The organism is Pseudomonas sp. PONIH3 (assembly GCF_002934345.1).
In the GTDB taxonomy this organism is placed as follows: Bacteria; Pseudomonadota; Gammaproteobacteria; order Pseudomonadales; family Pseudomonadaceae; genus Aquipseudomonas; species Aquipseudomonas soli.
Genome location: NZ_CP026386.1, coordinates 1,770,797 through 1,791,152 on the forward strand (window position 1 = coordinate 1,770,797; position 20,356 = coordinate 1,791,152).

The window sequence follows — 20,356 nt, forward strand, 5'->3', positions numbered from 1 at the left end:
TTGCAAGCATAAATCATGTGCCGAGTGCTGCTTGTTGCTCCACCACTCGTGGAGCCCCCTGACTGTGCGGCGCCTGACACATGTTTGGTTGCGAAGGGGGCAGCGCAAGTACACAGGCCTGACACGGAGCGACCCTGCAGACGGCGAGCCCCGCCTAGCGGGAAGCACGGTCATGCTCATCAAGCCCAAAAGGGCTCAATGGAGACGAATGGAACTACGACATTTGCGTTGCTTCATGGCATTGGCCGAAGAACTGCACTTTTGCAGGGCTGCAGCGAGGCTTCACATCGAGCAGTCCCCGCTGTCCAGAACCATCAAGGAGCTTGAGGAGCACGTTGGTGCACGCTTGTTTGAACGCAACCGGCGAGGGACGCATCTGACGCCAGCTGGAGAGGCATTCCAGCGAGAAGCGAGGCGGGTCTTCCTCGCGCTGGAAAATGCGATTGAAGAGGCAAAAGCTGCCGCGGCAGGGCAGGCTAACTCTTATCACCTTGCGATTTGCGACGGACTTACCCAGCCGAGACTTGCAGCATTTCTTGCAAATCTAAGAGAGGAGCAACCTGAGATTTCGGTGCGAATATCAGAGGTGACGCTAGCGGAGCAATTGCGTGGACTTCGTGATGGCACCTTTGATATTGGTTTTTCTCGCATGAGCAGCGCCGTGGACGACATCGTTTCAGTGCCTCTATGGCAAGAAAGGCTCGTGCTGGCCATACCTAGACGACATCCATTACTTGCGTACGCAAGAGTGCCACTTGAGGAACTACTTCGATACCCATTAGTAGGGTGCCACCCGGAGGTGTGTGAAGGCTATTTCCATAGCATCGAAAACTTACTGCGTGGATCCAGCGTTCAGCCCACTTTTGTAGAGCAAGCAACATCCTTGAGTATGCTCATGACATTGGTAGCTGCCGGATATGGTGTTGGGTTTGTGACTACCCCTCAATCGGACGCTTGCAAATGCTCCGACGTCGTCACACGCCCAATATCCATGCAAAGCCCAATGCTGACAACATTCCTACTTCGAAAGATGCGTAAGGACACGCCAGAGAGCCTGACGGGATTCGTCGACCGCGCACTTAGGGAGTTGGGCGATGATCTTAGCGACTGCTAAAACAGTTCGATTTGCCAAAACCCTATCATCCATAATGTCGGTCATTGAGTGAAGTGACACTTTCCACGGGATGCGGCTTGCTGTAGTAACGCACGGCAGAAATGTCATGAATAACAATCGAATCCCGCCTCAACGATAGCGCCGGATGTACCGCATGGTGCCCATGCCACGATGCGTTCCGGTCCATGAAATGGATCGAGGGACGAAACCAGCGTCCGGGCCCTTCCTCCTCGTACTCCTGTCAATGGCCATTAATTTTGACCCACTTTTGGCCAATAGAATTGACCCACTTGCTCACCGCTAACCGCCGGTTTTCTGCTTCAAACGATAGCTCTCACCTCCCAGCATAAAGATGTGTGAATGGTGGATCACGCGGTCGATGATGGGCACGGCCACGTTGTCGTCATGGAAGAACTCGCCCCAGCTGGTGAAGTCCTTGTTGGTGGTCAGGATGACCGAGCGGTACTCGTACAGGTTGTTGATTAACTGGAACAGGTTGTACCGGGCTTGGCGCGTCATCGGCAGGTAGCCCAGCTCATCGATGATCAGCACGTCGTATTTGCTCAGCTGATTAAGGCGCTTCTTCAGCTCGCCCTTCATTTCCGCCAGCTCCAGATCCTCGACCAACGCCAGAGCCGTGCGGAACAGCACCTTGTAGCCCGCCTGAACCGCCTTGTGGCCAATCCCAATGGCCAAGTGGGTCTTGCCCACACCCGGTGGTCCGATGAACACCAGGTTGTCGCGGTTGTCGATAAAGCTGAAGTCCAGCAAGGTGCTGACCTGGCGCTTGGTGATGGTGGTCTGGTGCCGGTAATCGAAGGCCTCCAGATGCTTCTCCGAGGGGAACTGCGCCTGCTTGAGGTTGCGGCTTACGCGGCTACTGGAGCGGGCGTTAAGCTCATGCTCGACCAGTGACTGGGCGAAGCTCAGGTAGGACAGTTCATTGGCTTCGGCTCTGGCCAGCAGGGTGGCCAGCTCACCCGCGGTCGCGCTGAGGCGCAGGCTTCGGTACTGCGCGATAGTGCTGTCGAGCAGGCTCATTGGGTCACCCCGTGGCCAGTCGACTGGCCAATGCGGGCATAAGCGTTCAGGTCGGCGTGACTAACCTGGCTACCGGCCTCTGGCGCATAGTCATGGTCGCCGATGATCCGGCCCCGCGCCTTGGCTTGCTGCCATGCTTCGAGGTAGCGCTTGAGCCCGGTGGCGGTCAGTTCACTGCGCTCGCACAACTCGCCGAGCAACGCCGTATCAACCGGCGCATGGGCCATGAGCAGGTCGCGTGCAGCAACCAGCTGATCCTTGTAGATACGCGGCGAAGTACGCTTGAGCAGTTGGCACAGGGTTGCCCCAAGGGCATCGGGCAGGATCGAGTCGATGCCGCGCTCCAGGTCGGTAATGCGCTGGGCATGGTCTCGGTAATGGTTGTTGTTCTTGATCATCCGGCCCTTGGCCTTGCACAGGTCATGGGTGGCTATGAGTTCACCGCTCTCCAGGTCATGGATCAGCAACTGGTTGTCCTGTGCGCTGACACCGACACGGGCTTGCTGCCAGGCCATGGGTACCGAGTACTTGTTGGCCTGCCATGAGATCAAGCCGGTCTTGTCGACCTTGCGGGTCTCCCTTGTCGGCGCCACGTGCAGCAGGTTCTGCGGGACGAGATAGGGCTTGAGCTGACTACGCTCCAGTGCCTCGAAATGCGCTCTTGGATGCTGCCCCGTCGTGCCGTGCACGCGTGCGTTGGCGACAGTCTCGAGCCAATCATTCAGGTGCTGTCGGACGGCGGCCTCGTCCTGGAAGTGCTCGCCGTAGAAGCAGTCACGCTTGACGTACTTGACCCCGGCCTCCACCTTGCCCTTGCTCTCCGGGTCATAGCCCTCGCAGGCATGGATGCGGTACCCGACGGTAGTCGCATACTGGTGGAAGCGCTGGTTCAGCGTCAGCTCACGGTACTGCTCGTTGATCACCACCATCTTGGTCTGATCGTAGATGCACTCCTCGGTGACGCCGCCGAAGTAGCGGAAGGCCTCGTCGTGCATCTGGATAAACCGTTCGGTATCCAGCGGCCGGAAGTTCAGACCGACATACATCAGCCGTGAACAGGACAGCACAAACACCACAAAATGAACGACACGCTCCAGGCCGCCAATCATGACGCCTCGCAGCTCACCGGGGTCGACCTGACACTGCACGCCAGGCACTGACTCAACGACCGGCTCGTAATAGCGCAACTGGCCACTGGCAACCTGCTGCTTGAGCGCTTGCACATAGCGGCGAATGCTCCGGTCTGACACCGCCAGCTCGGTGGTGCGCTCCCTCAGGCGACGGGCCAGCTTGACTGCGCTCAGGGCTGGAAACTGACCCAACTGATTAATCAGATAATCGCGGTGCTCGTCGAGCACCTTGGTGCGTGAAGGGTCAGCAATGGTAGCGCTGATCTGCATCTCATCCAGGTGGAGATACTTGCGTACGGTGTTCCGGGAAATCCCCAGCTCACGACTGATGGCACGGACCGACAGGCCTCGGCCCTGGTCATACAACCCCTTGATCTTGTGAATCACAACCCACTCCTTCAATGATCTGTCCCCGGCCTGTGCATAAGGCGGGTGACGCTACATGGTCGGTGGCCAATGCCACTATGGGTGGGTCAAAATTGTTGGCCAGAGGTGGGTCAGTTTAATTGGCCATTAACAACTCCCATAGCGCGACTTGGGCCGTCGCGCCCTCGCCATCAGAGAGGGTCACATCGCAAGCTTTGCGGAACAACACGACGTTATCGCCTGCCGGCGGCTCATCCGGCTGACGGCTTTGTGCCGATGGATAGATGATGCCGTCGACAGCCAAGTTGCGATGGGCAGCAAGATAGTCAGCAACGGCTTGCGTCACGAGATAGTCTCGATCTTGCTGTTCGGGGACCACAGGCGCCGACAGGCGCTCGCCCAACGTTCTCAGAAAGTCGCGTCTCTGCGCTGCAGCAAGTGTTGCCGGATCGAAGAGGCTTGTACCGGGTGGCAGCTCAACGTTAGCCAGTCGCCGAAGATCCAATAGGCGCAACGGGCGAATCACCTCGAATGCCGCCATAGCAATCCGGCTACCGACTGGCGGGCGTACCTCGGCAATGCAAATATCAGGATCCGTGGCGCCGTAGAACGCAGGCTGGCCCTGCCCGTTCATTCGGCCAGCAGCGCCAAGGCCTGCTGCAGGTGACCCCAGAAAGCGCTCAGGCCAACGAAGCGCGGCCACAAGCGCATCGTCAGTTTGGAACACTCGCCCCCTGTAGAGCGTCTTCAATGATGTATCTGGTCCCGCATCGATAACGACCGGCTGGCCCTCTTTGTCTCGATCATTGATGAGCTCGCCGAAGATCGTGCCGAGCAACGTCAGCGCCTTAGGATTGAAGTAGCGTACGTCAGAGCGCAGACTGTCTTCCATCTCGCGCCAGGCGTGCCCGAGCGGCTCCGCCATCGAAGACCTGAGGACAAACCAGGGGTCATCATCGCCGTAGCGAGACTCTCCCGAGTTAGCGTCGTACCATAGAGTGCCGAGATGTTCGACGACCACCTCGACTGCCTCCTGAGGAATGCCGGTCAGCTCCGAAACCGTGGTCTGCAGGTCATTCCCGGCCGGCGTTCGGCCGAAGTGGATAACCGCCATGGTGTGGCTGGATTCCTCAAAAAACGTATCGATGACTTCCCCGCAGAGTTGAGCCATCTCCCAAAGGTCTGCTGCAGGCGCATCACCATCGCAGTACTCGCAAGAATTCTCAGATGTCGCGGAGTCCAGCACCAGTCGCTGCAGATAAGTCTCGCCAACACAATCAGCACATATAAAACCCATACGGAAGCCCCAAAGCAGTTTGTCAATTCCATCAATTAACAGAACTATGACATGCGCTCGCCAACCTCGGAGAACTTCGACACTTGCCAGGTAGCGATGCGGCGGCGGCGGCCAGCCTCTGGAGTTGGTTGAACGGGCTAATATGGGAAATGAATCCGCGCGCACAAGGGAGCAATATGCCAAGCAAACGAGCGACAACTGAAGAGACGGAAGCCGATCTGGAGGCACGCGTCCGCGCGGCGATCAAAGTGGCATTTCCCTGGATGCCCGACGGCGCCATCAAGCATCAGATCAAATTCACTTTCAAATTCGGACGGCAGACCCTGGAGGTCGATGCAGCGAAGTCTCGCGCCGAGGCTCGGCTCGACATCCTGCTGGAGAAAGACGACAAGCCCCTGGCCATCATAGAGTTGAAGAGACCCGGCATCAAGCTGACTGATGACGATGGCGCGCAAGGGCTGTCATATGCCCGACTGGTCCAGCCTCCGGCACCACTGGTGGTCGTCACGAATGGCGTTGACGTCAGAATCTTGGAAACCTTCACGGGGAATCCTTGGCACCCAGCAACTGCGACAGAAGACGCGTTCCATGATCTCGTCACACAGGCAAGCCGCGTCGCCGGTGCCGATATCCGACATGCCATTGAGACCCTGATGGGGACCACACCGAATGTGTGGATGCAGGCAGTCCGCCTCGTGTCAGCCGAGACGATCACAGAGCTCACGGCGTCCTTGGACGAACCCGCGCTGCCGTTCGCCGCTGACTTCCTTGCTCCACGTGCTGCCACCCATCAGCTGTGGCGACACCTGGTCGCGGGCGAGAAGCTGCTTGTACTGGAGGGGCCTCCTCTCGCCGGCAAGAGCAACGTGCTTCGCGAGCTCTGTGCGCGAACAGAGCGAAGCGAGACCCTCGCCACTCTGTACGTCGAGGCCGGTGTTGGCGGTGGTGCGCTCCAAACGCTGGCCGACGCCATCTCACGATCGCTGAGCTGGCCCGTGTCGCCTCAAGAAGCGCGTGACTGGCTGATTCGTGTGTCACACCACGATGGCGTGCGACTGGTCCTGGCGTTTGATGGTTTGGGTGCCGTCGACGCGGCATCTGTGCGCGAGCTCGAAGACCTCACTTCCAGCGCGTTCGGCCCCTCCCTCTCGGTGGTGGTAGCGATGGACGATGCAGTCGCGCAGAGCGTGTTCAAGGCGCCAAACCATCGTTCTCTTTCCCCATTGGGACGCCGATCCAAGGTGGTAAGCGTGGGACACCTGCGCGACACCGAATTCAAGCTTGCTCGGTCCTTGCTGGGACAGCGCCGTCTGTACCTGATGACAGGCGCCGACATGGCCCCTGAGTATCGAGAGCCGTGGGTGCTGCGAGCGATCAGTGGCTCTGGTCATGCAGCGCTCAAAGGCAAGCCCGAAACGCAAGCGCTTTCACTGCCCTCGTTGCTCGGGCCGCGGTTGCTGGAGCTCGTTCGCAAGCGTTTCGCGCACGACCACGAGCTACGTCGCATGTTCAGGGGCCTGGCGCGCTCGATGATTGCCGATGCGCAGGACCAATCGCGGCCACCCGAGATCGTGCTCCAGCAACTTGAATTGGGAATCATCCGCCGCGATGCGCTCAAGACAGACCTTGAGCCCAACGACCTGCAATGGCTGATCGACCATGGATTCGTGCGTCCTGGCATGCATGACATCGCGGGTGCGACGATCCTGGTCCGGCTGCCGGAGCTACTGGCCAGCGAGATGGCATACGCGCTGGCTGATGAGATCGTGAAGCGCTTAAATGAGGATCTGCATGAAACTGCTGCCTGGATCGCCGGCGCTGCAAGCAATCTTCCTCTTGGCGAGGTGGTGGCAGCGCAGGCCATTGTCGATGCCGCCAAGCGTCTAAATGGGCTGCCTGTCGGCCTCATCAGTGCCCTGGTGGAGATTCCTCCCGAACGCGAGGTACTCGACGCGGGCGGCCACTACGCGATGGTGCTACCCAACGGCACCATGGTAGACATCAAGTTCCAGCCCGATGGCAAGGGCTTCGTGATCATCGATGGGGAGCAGCACGAGATAGACCTCGGTGACGAGGAACAGGTCACCTACAAGAACATTCACCCCTGGCTGATCCTGTCGCATGTGGCGTGCACGCCTTTCGAGGTAATGGGCGAGCATGGGGCAAGAAGAGAAGCCCCGAACCTGCTACTGCAGATCGGGACCTGTCCTGTGCCTCTGCGCGGCAATCGGGGGCCGCAAACGCTGCGGATGCTCCCAACCATGGACATGGCCGGCGGGGTATCGATCGTGCATCCGGAGGCGGGTGTCATAGAGCCAGTCACCCTTGGCATCCTCGACTATCTCTCCGCTGCCGAGGACCAGGCGGATGCCTGGCTAGCGACAGCGGCCGGCTCGGGCTCAGTGGCCTTGCTCTCCCGGGTGCATACGGCACTCGGGGTACTGGCGGCTTTCGAGACGCACACCAGAAGCGAATGGGCGAAGTCCCAACTCAGCGCCGTGATTCTTCCCAAACTAGGTGAAGCCCTTGATGATGCCGGAGAACCATGGCAGCAAAACTGACCCCGCTTGGTCAACTTTCGCAAAGGCGCATAGCCCAGCAGATTGAGAAGATGGCTTACGTATTGAAGATTGCTGGGCGAGGGGCAACGCTGCGTTTTCGCCCCTCGCTCACCACAACCCTACACAGTCTCGAGCACGGCTGCACTGCCCACGAGACGCCTCACGCTTTCGCGAACCGGATCCGGGAACTCAGGCGAGTCATTGAGACCCTCCGGTGCCGGTTGTGCTGCAATCAGCAACGCCTGCACGACCTTGTCCAGGTTGGCCGGCGTCACCACGTCGATGGCTGCGCGATCGTCCAGCCCGGGCTGAGGTTTCGTCAGCAGGTGATACAGCGCCCATGATTCATCGTGAGAGGCGTGCTTCAGCATCACCTGCGCAAGCTTGAGCTTGAGCGGCACCAACTGCCAGTCGGGCACGCGCTGTCCGCGGTTGCCAATGCTGATGGACAACAGCTTGCCCGCCTTCAATTCGCGGTTGACCTGATCCTTGGACTTGCCCGCCAGCTTGGCGAACAGCGGCACGGGCAAACTGCTCGGCGCCTCGTAGATCGCCAACATCTCCTCTCGCTCGCGCTGGATCTCCGACACCTCCGGCTCCTGCGCCACCGGGGCCGGCACGATGGGCACAGGAGATAGGCGCTGGAATGCAACGCCCTGACTCCCCGAGCTGACAACGATGGGCACGCCACCTGCGGATGGCACACCGCCCATTGCCGCAGCAATCGCTGCCTCGGCCAGTTTCTCGTCGTCAGCCATTGCCGGCACGCCTTCGATATGGATCGTCAGGTGCGCACTCGCAGCCTCCACTTGCCCCTGCTCCAGGAGATCCAGGCGGTCGGCCCAGTCCTGCATCATCCGACGCCGTGGCTCCACGTACTTGGCATGGTTGTATGCAGAGCTGACCTTGTTCGGATCGGAATGGGACAACTGGGCGTCCACCCAAATCTTGGGATAACCGACCTCGTTGAGCGCCGTCGACAACGTGCCACGGATGCCATGGCCGGTCAGTTGGTCTTCATAACCCATCCGGCGCAGCGCGCTGTTGAGCGTGTTTTCGCTGATGCGCTTCTTCAGCTCACTGCGATGCGCAAGGAGATGGCGCTGGGCCGGCTTCATTTCGCCAAGGAGATAGCGCACCACCTCAATGGCCTGCAGGGACAGCGGAACGACATAGGGCGGGACGTCCTGGGGCCGCTTGCCAGCCTTGCGCATCTCGTCCTGCAATTGCTTGACGAACTCGGGTGGGATGATCCACAGGCCACGATCCAGGTCGAACTGGTCGGGAGTCGCCAGGCGCAGCTCGCCGGTGCGCACGCCTGTCAGAAACAGAAGGCGGATGCCCAACTGCGTCTGCAGGCCCCGCCGACGGTAGTCGCGCAGCTTCAGGAGCATCTCGGGCAGTTCATGCAGACGCAGGTAGGGGTTATGGGCCGTCGGGGGCTTGGGGGCCGCAACCACGTCAAGATCCGAGGCCGGATTGACCTCCATTCCTTCGGCGATCACCAAGGCATAGCGGAACATCTGCCGGAACCACGTCCGAACCTTCTCCGCTGTAGTGAAAGCCTTGCGTTCCTCGATCTTTGCCAAGACCCCCAGAAGCTGAGGCCGCCGGATGTCAAAGATCGACATCTTGCCAAGGCTGGGCAGCACATCGCGATCAAAGATACGCAGGATCTGCGAAAGCGTGCTCTGACGACCTTCCTTCAGTTCCTTGCGGCGATGCTCCACCCAGGCGTCGAAAACTGCCTTGAAGGTGTGCTCCGCGGCGAGCTGGATGGCGTGCCGCTTTTGCTTGCGATCGGTGTGAGGGTTGATGCCCTTGGCCAGCAGGGCCCTGGCTTCGTCGCGCAGGATGCGGGCATCGCGCAAGCCGATCTCGGGATAGTTCCCCAGTGAGATGCGCTTTTGCTTGCCGAGCCAGTAGTAGCGGAAGTGCCACGACTTGCCGCCGACCGGTGAGACCACCAGGCCGAGGCCATCAAGATCGGGGAGGTTGTAGAGTTTGCCAGCGGTCTTGGCCTGGCGGACGATCAGATCAGAGAGTGCCATCATCGAGCTCCTAAGTTGAGACTTAGGCTCAATGCTCGTCACGGCTCCACTCCTGGCCCAGCAACAATCCGGTTCCGGATCCACCCGCATTCTTTGGCCTCAATTCTGGCCTTAAAAACGCTGGCTGTCGGTGGATTTCGGTGGACGGCCCTGGAATGAAAAAAGGGGCCGAAGCCCCTGTTTTCAACAACTTACAGACGTCAGTGGATGTCTGTAGATCGTAAATTGGAGCGGGAAACGAGACTCGAACTCGCGACCCCGACCTTGGCAAGGTCGTGCTCTACCAACTGAGCTATTCCCGCAAATATGGCGTCCCCTAGGGGACTCGAACCCCTGTTACCGCCGTGAAAGGGCGGTGTCCTAGGCCACTAGACGAAGGGGACTAAGCCGACGCTTTTCAGCGCACCAGAACATGAACCTCACGATTCAGCCTGGATTTTCTTTTCCTGCCCTGCCGAAGCAGTGCCGGAGAAACTGGAGCGGGAAACGAGACTCGAACTCGCGACCCCGACCTTGGCAAGGTCGTGCTCTACCAACTGAGCTATTCCCGCAATGTGGCGTCCCCTAGGGGACTCGAACCCCTGTTACCGCCGTGAAAGGGCGGTGTCCTAGGCCACTAGACGAAGGGGACACGCTGCTCGCATTACCTATTAAAGTACTGCTTGCTTTCACTCCCTGCCGCGTTTCGCTGTGTGCTTTACGCTGCAAGTGGCGCGCATTCTATGGATGCCTCGCAGGGTCGTCAACCCCTTTGTAGAAATTTATTTAAATCAATGACTTCCCGTCGTCATGGGCAGTGATGCAGGATGTGTCCGGGGATTGGCGTTGCTTTTCTGACGCCGGCTCGGCAAGCTCGTAGCGATGTGCCAGCATCTGTAGGTTTTGGATTACGGGCCGATACATATAGGCAAGGCTTGAGGGCCTGATCGCGGGGCAAGCCGGCTCCCATGAATCCGCCACAGATTCAATGGAGCGCAGGCTGTTCCGCCGGGCTGCACTGTTCGCTTTCGGGCGGACTCACTACACTCTCGATAGATGCAAAACTTCTTCATGAGGCGTTAACGGTGACACCACTTCTGATCACCCTGCTTATCGTTGCAGGTATCGCGCTGCTGATCGTGATCGGCTACCTGAACAATGTGGTCGAGAACGGCAAGCTCGAGCGTGCACGGCTCAAGGTCGAGCTGGCCGACCGCCTGCGCCGTTGCGGCGAGATCACCGAGACCTTCCCCGGGCAATTCATGACGCCCGCGCTCAAACTGCTGCTGACCCGCCTCGAACTGAACCTCAACCAGCGCCAGCTGGCCCTGGACAAGCACAGTGGCGACCTCAAGGCGCGCATCGCCGAGCTGGAAGGGCTGATCGCCCAAGGCGAGAGGATACCGGTCAGTAACCCGCCCTCGCCCATCCAGACCGAGGTAAAGGCCAAGGACGTGCGCTTTTTGCTGGAACTGCTGCACAACCAGATCGTGCGTGCCACTCAGGAAGGCTTCCTGGCGACCAACGAAGGCAAGTATTGGGTCAAGGAGATCCGCCATATCCTGGTGCTGCTGCATATCGAGTTCTTCAACAACCTCGGCCAGCAGGCCCTGCAGCAGAACCAGCCGGGCCAGGCGCGCCTGGCCTTCGAGCGCGGCGTGCAGTACCTGCGCAAGCAGCCGGAGCCCAAGCAGTATGAAGAGCAGCTGACCTACATGGAGAAATTGCTGAACCGGGCCAACGCCCAGGTGCTGGACCAGATGGAGCCGGCAGAGAACGACCAGAACGCGCTGACCCAGGGGCTCAAAACCGATGAGGACGAGACCTGGAAGAAGAAGGTGATCTACGACTGACAGTACCGGCCCTGTCGCGGGCAAGCCCGTTTCCACGCCGTAACAAGAACAAGGGGCCTTCGCAGGCCCCTTGTTCATTTCAGCAGTCGGTCAACTCGAGGAACACCTCGACCAGGCGCTCCAGCCCCGCCTGGTCAGCCGCGCTGAAGCGCGCCAGCTTCGGGCTGTCCAGGTCGAGCACGCCGATCAGCCTGCCCGCCTTGACCAGCGGAATCACCAGCTCGCTGTTCGAGGCACTGTCGCAGGCGATATGCCCGGGGAAGGCATGCACGTCCTCCACTCGCTGGGTGCTGCGGGTGGCAGCGGCGGCGCCGCATACACCCCGGCTGAACGGAATGCGCACGCAGGCTACCTGGCCCTGGAACGGGCCGAGCACCAGCTCTTCGTTGCGGTTGATATAGAAGCCCGCCCAATTCAGGTCGTCCATCTGGTTGTACAAAAAGGCCGAGAACTGCGCGGCGTTGGCGATGAAGTCGCGCTCGTCGGCGAACAGCGCCTGCACTTGCGCGGCCAGCAGGTCGTAGCCGTCGAGGCCTTGGCCACTGGCGTTGAGGTCGATCATTTATTTCTGCTCCAGCAATTGCAGCCCGACCCAGTAGCGGGCGAACTGATAGGCACAACGGCCATTACGGTTGCCGCGGCCGGTGGCCCAGCGCACGGCGAGGATGTCGAGCGCTTCGCTGCGCTGCCACTGCAGCCCGGCCGGGCGCGCCAGCTGGCCGATCCAGTGCTCGACCACGTTGAGGAAATGCTCCTGGCTGAACGGGTAGAACGACAGCCACAGGCCGAAGCGGTCGGACAGGGCGATCTTGTCCTCCACCGCTTCGTTGGGGTGCAGCTCGCCGTCGACCATCTTCCAGTTTTCGTTGTCGCTCTGCTTCTCCGGCACCAGGTGGCGGCGGTTGGAGGTGGCGTACAGCAGCACGTTGTCCGGGGCCTGCTCCAGCGAGCCGTCGAGCACGCTCTTGAGTACCCGGTAGTCGCCCTCTCCGGCCTCGAACGAGAGGTCGTCGCAGAACAGGATGAAGCGCTGCTTGAGCTTGTGCAGTTGCTCGACCACCCGCGGCAGGTCGGCCAGGTGGTCGCGCTCGATCTCAATCAGGCGCAGGCCCTGGCCTGCGTGCTCGGCCAACAGCGCGCGCACCAGCGACGACTTGCCAGTGCCGCGCGAGCCCCACAGCAGGGCGTGGTTGGCCGGCAGGCCGTTGATGAACTGGTGGGTGTTGCGGCCCAACTGCTCGCGCTGCTGGTCGACGCCAATCAGGTCGGACAGGCGGATATCGAGGCTGACCTCCAGCGGCATCAGGTAGCCGCTGCGGCCATCGCGCTGCCAGCGGGCGGCGAGGGTGCGGGTCCAGTCGATGTCCGGGCGCGGGGCCGGCAGCAGGGGTTCGAGGCGGGCGAGGACTAATTCGGCGCGGTCGAGAAAAGCGGTAAGGCGGGCGTCCATGGCGACTCCTATTGATTTCAGTTTTTGGGGCGCGCAGCGGCCCTTAATCGACGCTCAACTGAAATGAACAGACAGACCCGCCAGCAGCCAGGGCTGATCGGCTATGCTTGCGCAGCGCACGGAGCAAGTAACCGGCTTGGGACCCATGGATATCAAGTTCACCAATCGCCTGTCATACAAGCAAGCCCGGTTGACAGTCCTGGTCGGCTTCATCCTGGGAACATTGCTCAGTCTCATCCAGATCGGCATCGATTATGCCAGCGAAGACGCGTCCATCAACCGTGAAATTCAGGCGCTGCTGAAGATCAGCCACGACACGGCCTCGCGCATCGCCTACAACATCGACACCGAGCTTGCCCAGGAGCTGACCGGCGGGCTGTTGAAATCCCCGGCGCTGATCCGTGCGCGGTTGATCGACAACAACGACACGGTGCTGGCCGACGTGCAGCGACCGCGCATGGAAAGCCGCTACCGGCCGTTGTCGGACTTCCTGTTCGGCGAGCAGCGGGTGTTTCAGGACCGGCTGTTCCTCGCCCATATGCCCGAGGAATACCTCGGCACCCTGTACCTGGACGTCGACACCTACGCCTTCGGCGGGCGCTTCCTCGACCGCGCCGGGGTCACCTTGGTCAACGGCTTTGCCCGCAGCCTGGTGCTCACCGGTATTCTCCTGGCGCTGTTCTACCTGATGCTGACCAAACCGCTGGTGACGGTAATCGGCGCGCTCAGCGGCAACGATGCGCGCACGCCCAGGCAGAACCGCGTGGACTGCCCCAAGGGCCACGAGAACGACGAGATCGGCGTGCTGGTACGGGTCGCCAACCAGCAGTTCGTCAGCATGGCCACCGAGATCCAGCAGCGGCGCACCGCCGAGAACCGCCTGACCCAGTACCTCAACGAGCTGGAAGATATCGTCTCGGCTCGCACCAACGAGCTCAAGGCCAGCAACAGCCGCCTGAGCCTGTCCAACCAGGAGCTGGACGAAGCGCGCCAGCGCGCCCTGGACATGGCCCAGGCCCGCGCCGCCTTCCTGGCCAACATGAGCCACGAGATCCGCACGCCGCTCAACGGCATGCTGGGCATGATCGCGCTGGCGCTGGACAGCGGCCTGGCCGCCGAGCAGCGCCAGCAACTGTCGATTGCCCACGACTCAGGCAAGGTGCTGGTGGAGCTGCTCAACGATATCCTCGACCTGTCGAAGTTCGACGCCGGCCAGCTGGAGCTCGAGCGCATCCCGTTCGACCTCGGTGCGATGGTCGAGGACACCGCCAACCTGCTGTCGCAGAATGCCGCGCCCAGTGTCGAACTTACCTGCCTGATCGCTCCGGATTTTCCCAGCACGGTGCTGGGCGACCCGACGCGAGTACGGCAAATCGTCAGCAACCTGTTGTCCAACGCGCTCAAGTTCACCCGCTTCGGGCGTGTCGATGTGCGCCTGAGCAGCATCGTCGGCGGCGTGCGACTGGAAGTCAGCGACACCGGCATCGGCATCCCCGAGGAGGCCCAGGCACGGATCTTCCAGCCGTTTACCCAGGCCGGCGCGGGTATCACCCGCCAATACGGCGGCACCGGGCTGGGCCTGGCCCTGACCCGCAACCTGTGCAAGGCCATGCAGGGACATCTGCATATTCATTCCGAGACCGGTTTCGGCAGCCGTTTCAGCGCCGACCTGCCACTACCGGCGCACACCGAGGCTATCCCGCCAGCGGCAATAAGCGGACGCGTGGTGGCCCTGGGCAACCCCGGCAGCGGCCTGGCCGAGCTGCTGCAAGGGCTGCTGCCGCGTTGGGGGCTGGATTACACGCGCCATGAAGACGCCAGCGCACTGGCTGGCCTGCCGGTCGACCTGCTGATCACCGACGACCTGGAACACGTGCTCGACCTGCGCCCGGCCATCGCGGCGCCGATCCTGCTGGTGACCGCCTACGGCAACTTCCTGCCTGCCGAACAGGCCGAGCAACTGCAACCCTTGCAGCAGTTGGCCCGGCCCCTGGCGCGCAATGCCCTGTACCAGACGCTGCGCCGCACCCTGCATGGGGAACCCAACGCGCCGCTGCCCCACGAAGTGCCGGCAATGCGGGAGCTCAGGGCACGCATCCTGCTGGTGGAGGACAACCCAGTGAACCAGCTGGTCGCCAAGGGCATGCTGGGTAAACTCGGCTGCCAGGTGCAGGTGGCTGCCCATGGTCAGGAGGCTCTGGACTGCCTTGAACGAGATACCTTCGACCTGGTGCTGATGGACTGCAACATGCCGGTGATGGACGGCTACGAGGCCAGCCGACGCATCCGCCAGAGCAGCCGCTGGCCAGAGCTGCCAATCGTCGCACTGACCGCCAACGCCATGCCCGAGGAGCGCGAACGCTGCCGCGCCGCGGGCATGAACGACTACCTGGCCAAGCCGTTCCGGCGCGAGGAACTGCTGGCGCTTATCGAGCACTGGGTGCCGGTCAGCGGTTGAGCAGCGGCTCTATCGCCGTTTTCAGCGCCTCGGGCTTGGTGGTCGGGGCAAAGCGGGTGACCTTGCCGCTGCGCGGGTCGACCAGGAACTTGGTGAAGTTCCACTTGATCTTCTGCGAGCCCAGCAGGCCCGGGGCGCGGCGCTTGAGCTCGGCGAACAGCGGGTGGGCGCCGGGGCCGTTGACTTCGATCTTGCGAAACAGCGGGAAGCTCACGCCGAAGTTGAGCTCGCAGAACTGCGCGATCTCCCGGGCGTCGCCCGGCTCTTGCTTGCCGAACTGGTTGCAGGGGAAGCCCAGCACCACCAGGCCCTGGTCGCGGTAGTCCTGCCACAGGCGCTCAAGGCCCTTGTACTGCGGGGTGAAACCGCACTGGCTGGCGGTGTTGACCACCAGCAGCGCCTTGCCGGCGAAGTCGCCCAGCACTTTCTGTTCGCCACCGAGGGTGACGCAGGGGATGTCCAGCAGCGCATCGGCCATGTTCGCTCTCCGTCAATCGCGTGGCTTGAGGTCCAGGCACACCGAGTTGATGCAGTAGCGTAGCCCGGTCGGCGGCGGGCCGTCGGGAAATACATGGCCCAGGTGGGCGTCGCACTGGGCGCAGGTGACTTCGGTGCGGATCATGCCGTGGGAGGTGTCGCGGATCTCGATCATCGCGGCCTCCTCGATCGGCGCGTAGAAGCTCGGCCAGCCGCAGCCGGAATCGAACTTGGTCTTGGCGTCGAACAGCGGCAGGTCACAGCAGATGCAGTGGTAGACGCCGTCGCGGCGCTCGCTGTTGTACTTGCCGCTGAACGGCCGCTCGGTGCCTTTCAGGCGGCACACCTGGTACTGGGCCGGATCGAGCATGGCGCGCCATTCGTCCAGGGTTTTGTCGATCTTTTGCATGGTGGGACCTCGGCAGGCTGAATTTCACCTCGCACCGGCTTTTCCCTGGCGCGGGTGGCACGTATATTAGTTGGCTTCGTGTGCAAGGCAGTCAGTCTGGCACCCGGTTCCCGCCCTTTCAAACCTTTCGAAAGCAGGCGGCGCGTATTCTCACTCGGGATCTCATCATGCAGTTCAGCAAATCGAACAAGCTCGCCAATGTCTGCTACGACATTCGCGGCCCAGTGCTCAAGCACGCCAAACGCCTGGAAGAGGAAGGCCATCGCATCCTCAAGCTGAACATCGGCAACCCGGCGCCGTTTGGTTTCGAGGCGCCGGACGAGATCCTCCAGGACGTCATCCGCAACCTGCCCACCGCCCAGGGCTACAGCGACTCCAAGGGCCTGTTCAGCGCGCGCAAGGCGGTGATGCAGTACTGCCAGCAAAAGGAAATCGAAGGCGTCACCATCGAGGACATCTACCTCGGCAACGGCGTGTCCGAGCTGATCGTCATGTCCATGCAGGCGCTGCTCAACAACGGCGACGAAGTGCTGATCCCGGCGCCCGACTACCCGCTGTGGACCGCCGCGGTGAGCCTGGCCGGCGGCAAGCCGGTGCACTACCTGTGCGACGAGCAGGCCGACTGGTTCCCGGACCTTGACGACATCAAGGCCAAGATCACCCCGAACACCAAGGCATTGGTGATCATCAACCCGAACAACCCGACCGGCGCGGTGTACTCCAAGGAGCTGCTGCTGGGCATGCTGGAGCTGGCGCGCCAGCACAACCTGGTGGTGTTCTCCGACGAGATCTACGACAAGATCCTCTACGACGAGGCCGTGCACATCAGCACCGCGTCGCTGGCCCCGGACCTGCTGTGCCTGACCTTCAACGGCCTGTCCAAGTCGTACCGGGTGGCGGGCTTCCGCTCCGGCTGGCTGATCATCTCCGGGCCCAAGCATCACGCCACGAGCTACATCGAAGGCATCGACATGCTGGCCAACATGCGCCTGTGCGCCAACGTGCCGGCCCAGCACGCCATCCAGACCGCCCTGGGCGGCTACCAGAGCATCAACGACCTGGTGCTGCCACCGGGCCGCCTGCTGGAGCAGCGCAACCGCACCTACGAGCTGCTCAACGACATCCCCGGGGTCAGTTGCGTCAAGCCGATGGGCGCGCTGTACGCCTTCCCACGCATCGATCCGAAGGTCTGCCCGATCCTCAACGACGAGAAATTCGCCCTCGACCTGCTGCTGTCGGAGAAGCTGCTGATCGTCCAGGGCACGGCGTTCAACTGGCCGTGGCCGGACCACTTCCGCGTGGTGACCTTGCCGCGGGTGGACGACCTGGAACAGGCGATCGGGCGTATCGGCAACTTCCTACGTACCTATTCGCAGTAAGCCATATCGCCATCGCGAGGCAAGTCGCATCGGTACGCCGATGCGACTTGCCTCGCGATGCTTTTGCCTTACATCCTGCAACGCTCTACCCCACAGCCCTCACGCCATCCTCTGCCATACTCCTCGCGTACACAGTTTGAAATAGTCGCCCGGTTGAATAGCAGCGCCCTCCCCCTTATATACCCCGCAGTACGCAACAAACTCATCCGTCAGGAGAACGTAACAACCATGATGCGCATTCTGTTGTTTGTAGCCACCAACCTCGCGGTGGTGCTGGTTGCAAGCATTACCCTGAGCCTGTTCGGCTTCAACGGGTTCATGGCCGCCAACGGGGTTGACCTCAACCTCGGCCAGCTGCTGGTCTTCTGCGCCGTGTTCGGTTTTGCTGGCTCGCTCGTCTCGCTGTTCATCTCCAAGTGGATGGCGAAGATGACCACCGGCACCCAGATCATCACCCAGCCCCGCACCCGTCACGAGCAGTGGCTGTTGCAGACCGTCGAGGAGCTGTCCCGCGAGGCCGGCATCAAGATGCCCGAGGTAGGCATCTTCCCGGCCTACGAGGCCAACGCCTTCGCCACCGGCTGGAACCGCAACGACGCGCTGGTGGCGGTGTCCCAGGGCCTGCTGGAGCGCTTCTCGCCCGATGAAGTGCGCGCGGTGCTGGCCCACGAGATCGGTCACGTGGCCAACGGCGACATGGTCACCATGGCGCTGGTGCAGGGCGTGGTGAACACCTTCGTGATGTTCTTCGCCCGCATCATCGGCAACTTCGTCGACCGGGTGATCTTCAAGAACGAAGAAGGCCACGGTATCGCCTACTTCATCGCGACCATCGTCGCCGAGCTGGTGCTGGGCATCCTCGCCAGCATCATCGTCATGTGGTACTCGCGCCGCCGCGAGTTCCGCGCCGACGAGGCCGGCGCCCACCTGGCCGGCACCGGCGCGATGATCGGCGCGCTGCAGCGCCTGCGCTCCGAGCAGGGCCTGCCGGTGCACATGCCCGACACGATGAAGGCCTTCGGCATCAACGGCGGTCTCAAGCATGGCCTGGCCGGCCTGCTGATGAGCCACCCGCCGCTGGAAGACCGCATCGACGCCCTGCGCCGTCGCGGCTGATCCAGACAGCAACAAGAAAGGGCGACTTCGGTCGCCCTTTTCATTGCCCCGCGATAGCTTCAACGCCGAACGCTGTAGACTCGCTCAACCAAACTTTCGACACCAGCTTTGAGAAACTTCGGACTCTCGTCGAGAATCTCCCCCGCCTCGACCTCATCGACCCGCCACCCGGCAAACCCCGCCCGCACCTCGGCGTCCGGCACCGAGAACGGCGGCCCGTCGATCACGGCCTGGTCGTAGTCGAGGGTCACCAGCAGGCCGCGGCAGGCCGCTGGCAACTGCTCGCCCAACAATGCCATGTAGCGCTCGCGCATCGGCTCAGGCAAGGCGATCAACGCCGCCCGGTCGTACACCCCCGCGCAATCAGCCAGATCCTCGGCACGCAGGGCGAACACATCGCCGCACCACAGCTCCACCTCGTCGCTGCGCCACACTTCGAAGCCCCCGTGCCGCGTCACCTGCGCCAACAGCCCGTGCTCGGCGAAGAAATCCTCCACCGCCCGCCGCGACAGCTCCACACCCAGCACCCGATACCCTTGCGCGGCCAGCCAGAGCATGTCCAGGCTCTTGCCACACAGCGGTACCAGCACCCGTGCGCCCGGGGCCAGCCCCAACGCCGGCCAGTGCGCCTGCAGGTACGGGTTCACCTGAGCCTGGTGAAAGCCGATCTGGTTGTCCGCCCACCGCTTGTGCCAGAACGCTGGCTCCATGATCCCTCCCGGTTTTTCGATAAAAGCCTGTGAAAACTTATATTGGATCTCGATCGAAGGCTGATCGAAGATGGCAGCATCTTACCTGCCAGGACCCCGTCATGCTGCCCAGCCTGTTCATTTCCCATGGCTCACCCATGCTCGCCCTGCAACCCGGCGCCAGCGGCCCGGCCCTGGCCGCGCTGGCCCGCGCCCTGCCCCGCCCGAAGGCGATCGTGGTGGTGTCGGCGCACTGGGAGAGCCGCGAGCTGTTGGTGATGGGCAACGCCCAGCCGCCGACCTGGCATGACTTCCATGGTTTTCCGCCAGCGCTGTATGCAGTGCAGTACCCGGCGCCCGGCGAACCGGCGCTGGCCAAGCGGCTGTCCGAACTTCTCGGGGCCAGGCTGGATGCGCAGCGGCCCTTCGACCATGGTGCCTGGGTGCCGCTGTCGCTGATGTATCCCGAGGCAGATGTTCCGGTGGTTCAGGTGTCGCTGCCCAGCCAGGCCGGTCCTGATCTGCAACTGAAGGTTGGCCAGGCGCTGTCGGCACTGCGTGAGGAAGGTATCCTGCTGATCGGCTCGGGCAGCATCACCCATAACCTGGGTGAACTGGACTCGCACGCCGGGCCGGATGCGGTCGAGCCCTGGGCGCTGGCGTTTCGCGACTGGGTGGTGAAGCAGCTGAAGGCGGGAGACGAGGCGGCGCTTGTGGACTATCGGCGCCAGGCACCGTTTGCAGTGCGCAATCATCCCAGTGACGAGCACCTGCTGCCGCTGTTCTTCGCCATGGGCGCTGGCGAGCGGTTTGGCATCGTTCACCAGGGATTCACGCTGGGGGCGCTGGGGATGGATATCTATCGGTTCGACTGACGCTCCCATGCACATGGTTACATGTGCTGGACACAGGCAAAAAAAATCCCCGACCTAGGCCGGGGATTTTTTATTTCACCATGACTCCAGCACCGAAATTCGCTGGACTAC

Annotated in this window: 16 protein-coding genes and 4 tRNA genes; 7 read left to right on the plus strand and 13 right to left on the minus strand. The window is 61.8% G+C overall.

Annotated elements, in window-relative coordinates; translation table 11 throughout:
- The first annotated feature begins 208 nt into the window (after positions 1 to 208).
- Complete coding sequence (locus C3F42_RS08000) at positions 209 to 1,114, plus strand: LysR family transcriptional regulator (RefSeq protein ID WP_103272850.1); 906 nt, start codon at positions 209 to 211, stop codon at positions 1,112 to 1,114.
- A gap of 300 nt (positions 1,115 to 1,414) precedes the next feature.
- Here the strand turns inward: C3F42_RS08000 and istB are convergent, their stop codons facing one another.
- The 3 genes from istB to C3F42_RS08015 form a co-directional block, all read right to left on the minus strand.
- Positions 1,415 to 2,155, minus strand: a complete 741-nt coding sequence (istB, locus tag C3F42_RS08005) for an IS21-like element helper ATPase IstB (RefSeq protein ID WP_064491510.1) — start codon at positions 2,153 to 2,155, stop codon at positions 1,415 to 1,417.
- Complete coding sequence (gene istA, locus C3F42_RS08010) at positions 2,152 to 3,672, minus strand: IS21 family transposase (RefSeq protein ID WP_081273177.1); 1,521 nt, start codon at positions 3,670 to 3,672, stop codon at positions 2,152 to 2,154. The genes istB and istA overlap by 4 nt, the downstream gene beginning before the upstream one ends.
- A gap of 115 nt (positions 3,673 to 3,787) precedes the next feature.
- The gene (locus tag C3F42_RS08015; RefSeq protein ID WP_158659547.1) at positions 3,788 to 4,897 is read right to left on the minus strand and encodes an RES family NAD+ phosphorylase; all 1,110 of its coding nucleotides are present in this window, start codon (positions 4,895 to 4,897) and stop codon (positions 3,788 to 3,790) included.
- A 227-nt stretch (positions 4,898 to 5,124) separates the two neighbouring features.
- Between C3F42_RS08015 and C3F42_RS08020 the strand changes: the two genes are divergently transcribed.
- A complete protein-coding gene (locus tag C3F42_RS08020) occupies positions 5,125 to 7,509 on the plus strand; it encodes a type I restriction enzyme HsdR N-terminal domain-containing protein (RefSeq protein ID WP_158659548.1) in 2,385 nt (794 codons plus the stop codon).
- Between the two features lie 119 nt (positions 7,510 to 7,628).
- Here the strand turns inward: C3F42_RS08020 and C3F42_RS08025 are convergent, their stop codons facing one another.
- The 5 genes from C3F42_RS08025 to C3F42_RS08045 all read right to left on the minus strand — a co-directional run bounded on the left by C3F42_RS08025 (position 7,629) and on the right by C3F42_RS08045 (position 10,191).
- Entirely contained in the window at positions 7,629 to 9,560 is a 1,932-nt protein-coding gene (locus C3F42_RS08025; protein WP_175441885.1) for an integrase arm-type DNA-binding domain-containing protein, read from the minus strand.
- A 226-nt stretch (positions 9,561 to 9,786) separates the two neighbouring features.
- A tRNA-Gly gene (locus C3F42_RS08030) sits at positions 9,787 to 9,862 on the minus strand.
- 5 nt (positions 9,863 to 9,867) lie between these two features.
- Positions 9,868 to 9,943, minus strand: a tRNA-Glu gene (locus C3F42_RS08035).
- 92 nt (positions 9,944 to 10,035) lie between these two features.
- Positions 10,036 to 10,111 (minus strand) — tRNA-Gly (locus C3F42_RS08040).
- A gap of 4 nt (positions 10,112 to 10,115) precedes the next feature.
- Positions 10,116 to 10,191 (minus strand) — tRNA-Glu (locus tag C3F42_RS08045).
- A 433-nt stretch (positions 10,192 to 10,624) separates the two neighbouring features.
- On the opposite strand from C3F42_RS08045, the gene C3F42_RS08050 reads away from it, so the two are divergent.
- Entirely contained in the window at positions 10,625 to 11,392 is a 768-nt protein-coding gene (locus C3F42_RS08050) for a hypothetical protein (protein ID WP_023628839.1), read from the plus strand.
- Positions 11,393 to 11,471: 79 nt separating this feature from the next.
- Here the strand turns inward: C3F42_RS08050 and C3F42_RS08055 are convergent, their stop codons facing one another.
- The gene (locus C3F42_RS08055) at positions 11,472 to 11,954 is read right to left on the minus strand and encodes a GAF domain-containing protein (protein ID WP_023628840.1); all 483 of its coding nucleotides are present in this window, start codon (positions 11,952 to 11,954) and stop codon (positions 11,472 to 11,474) included.
- The gene (locus C3F42_RS08060; RefSeq protein ID WP_094010661.1) at positions 11,955 to 12,842 is read right to left on the minus strand and encodes an ATP-binding protein; all 888 of its coding nucleotides are present in this window, start codon (positions 12,840 to 12,842) and stop codon (positions 11,955 to 11,957) included.
- Positions 12,843 to 12,945: 103 nt separating this feature from the next.
- On the opposite strand from C3F42_RS08060, the gene C3F42_RS08065 reads away from it, so the two are divergent.
- Positions 12,946 to 15,300, plus strand: a complete 2,355-nt coding sequence (locus C3F42_RS08065) for a response regulator (RefSeq protein WP_104444260.1) — start codon at positions 12,946 to 12,948, stop codon at positions 15,298 to 15,300.
- Here C3F42_RS08065 and C3F42_RS08070 read toward each other — a convergent pair.
- Together C3F42_RS08070 and msrB are read right to left on the minus strand one after the other, a co-directional pair.
- Complete coding sequence (locus C3F42_RS08070; protein WP_094010662.1) at positions 15,290 to 15,778, minus strand: glutathione peroxidase; 489 nt, start codon at positions 15,776 to 15,778, stop codon at positions 15,290 to 15,292. The two genes, C3F42_RS08065 and C3F42_RS08070, sit on opposite strands and share 11 nt — an antisense overlap.
- Positions 15,779 to 15,790: 12 nt before the next feature.
- Positions 15,791 to 16,186: a peptide-methionine (R)-S-oxide reductase MsrB gene (gene msrB / locus C3F42_RS08075; RefSeq protein WP_023631702.1), complete on the minus strand. Its 396-nt coding sequence runs from the start codon at positions 16,184 to 16,186 to the stop codon at positions 15,791 to 15,793.
- 167 nt (positions 16,187 to 16,353) lie between these two features.
- On the opposite strand from msrB, the gene C3F42_RS08080 reads away from it, so the two are divergent.
- The gene (locus C3F42_RS08080; RefSeq protein WP_038705667.1) at positions 16,354 to 17,565 is read left to right on the plus strand and encodes a pyridoxal phosphate-dependent aminotransferase; all 1,212 of its coding nucleotides are present in this window, start codon (positions 16,354 to 16,356) and stop codon (positions 17,563 to 17,565) included.
- Between the two features lie 228 nt (positions 17,566 to 17,793).
- A complete protein-coding gene (htpX, locus tag C3F42_RS08085) occupies positions 17,794 to 18,681 on the plus strand; it encodes a protease HtpX (protein ID WP_038705666.1) in 888 nt (295 codons plus the stop codon).
- A gap of 59 nt (positions 18,682 to 18,740) precedes the next feature.
- On the opposite strand, the gene C3F42_RS08090 is transcribed toward htpX, so the two are convergent.
- Positions 18,741 to 19,391, minus strand: coding sequence for a thiopurine S-methyltransferase (locus C3F42_RS08090; protein ID WP_038705665.1), 651 nt, complete (start codon positions 19,389 to 19,391; stop codon positions 18,741 to 18,743).
- A gap of 101 nt (positions 19,392 to 19,492) precedes the next feature.
- On the opposite strand from C3F42_RS08090, the gene C3F42_RS08095 reads away from it, so the two are divergent.
- Positions 19,493 to 20,245 (plus strand): class III extradiol ring-cleavage dioxygenase, encoded by a 753-nt coding sequence (locus C3F42_RS08095; protein ID WP_104444261.1) that lies wholly within the window; start codon positions 19,493 to 19,495, stop codon positions 20,243 to 20,245.
- Positions 20,246 to 20,356: the final 111 nt, after the last annotated feature.

What these genes read in the sequence shown, in the direction of transcription:
- C3F42_RS08000 (WP_103272850.1), top strand. Translation starts at nt 209, where the DNA reads ATGGAACTACGACATTTGCGTTGCTTCATGGCATTGGCCGAAGAACTG.
- C3F42_RS08090 (WP_038705665.1), bottom strand. Translation starts at nt 19,391, where the DNA reads ATGGAGCCAGCGTTCTGGCACAAGCGGTGGGCGGACAACCAGATCGGC.
- htpX (WP_038705666.1), top strand. Translation starts at nt 17,794, where the DNA reads ATGATGCGCATTCTGTTGTTTGTAGCCACCAACCTCGCGGTGGTGCTG.
- C3F42_RS08080 (WP_038705667.1), top strand. Translation starts at nt 16,354, where the DNA reads ATGCAGTTCAGCAAATCGAACAAGCTCGCCAATGTCTGCTACGACATT.
- C3F42_RS08065 (WP_104444260.1), top strand. Translation starts at nt 12,946, where the DNA reads ATGCTTGCGCAGCGCACGGAGCAAGTAACCGGCTTGGGACCCATGGAT.
- C3F42_RS08095 (WP_104444261.1), top strand. Translation starts at nt 19,493, where the DNA reads ATGCTGCCCAGCCTGTTCATTTCCCATGGCTCACCCATGCTCGCCCTG.
- C3F42_RS08025 (WP_175441885.1), bottom strand. Translation starts at nt 9,560, where the DNA reads ATGGCACTCTCTGATCTGATCGTCCGCCAGGCCAAGACCGCTGGCAAA.
- istB (WP_064491510.1), bottom strand. Translation starts at nt 2,155, where the DNA reads ATGAGCCTGCTCGACAGCACTATCGCGCAGTACCGAAGCCTGCGCCTC.
- C3F42_RS08060 (WP_094010661.1), bottom strand. Translation starts at nt 12,842, where the DNA reads ATGGACGCCCGCCTTACCGCTTTTCTCGACCGCGCCGAATTAGTCCTC.
- C3F42_RS08055 (WP_023628840.1), bottom strand. Translation starts at nt 11,954, where the DNA reads ATGATCGACCTCAACGCCAGTGGCCAAGGCCTCGACGGCTACGACCTG.
- msrB (WP_023631702.1), bottom strand. Translation starts at nt 16,186, where the DNA reads ATGCAAAAGATCGACAAAACCCTGGACGAATGGCGCGCCATGCTCGAT.
- C3F42_RS08020 (WP_158659548.1), top strand. Translation starts at nt 5,125, where the DNA reads ATGCCAAGCAAACGAGCGACAACTGAAGAGACGGAAGCCGATCTGGAG.
- C3F42_RS08070 (WP_094010662.1), bottom strand. Translation starts at nt 15,778, where the DNA reads ATGGCCGATGCGCTGCTGGACATCCCCTGCGTCACCCTCGGTGGCGAA.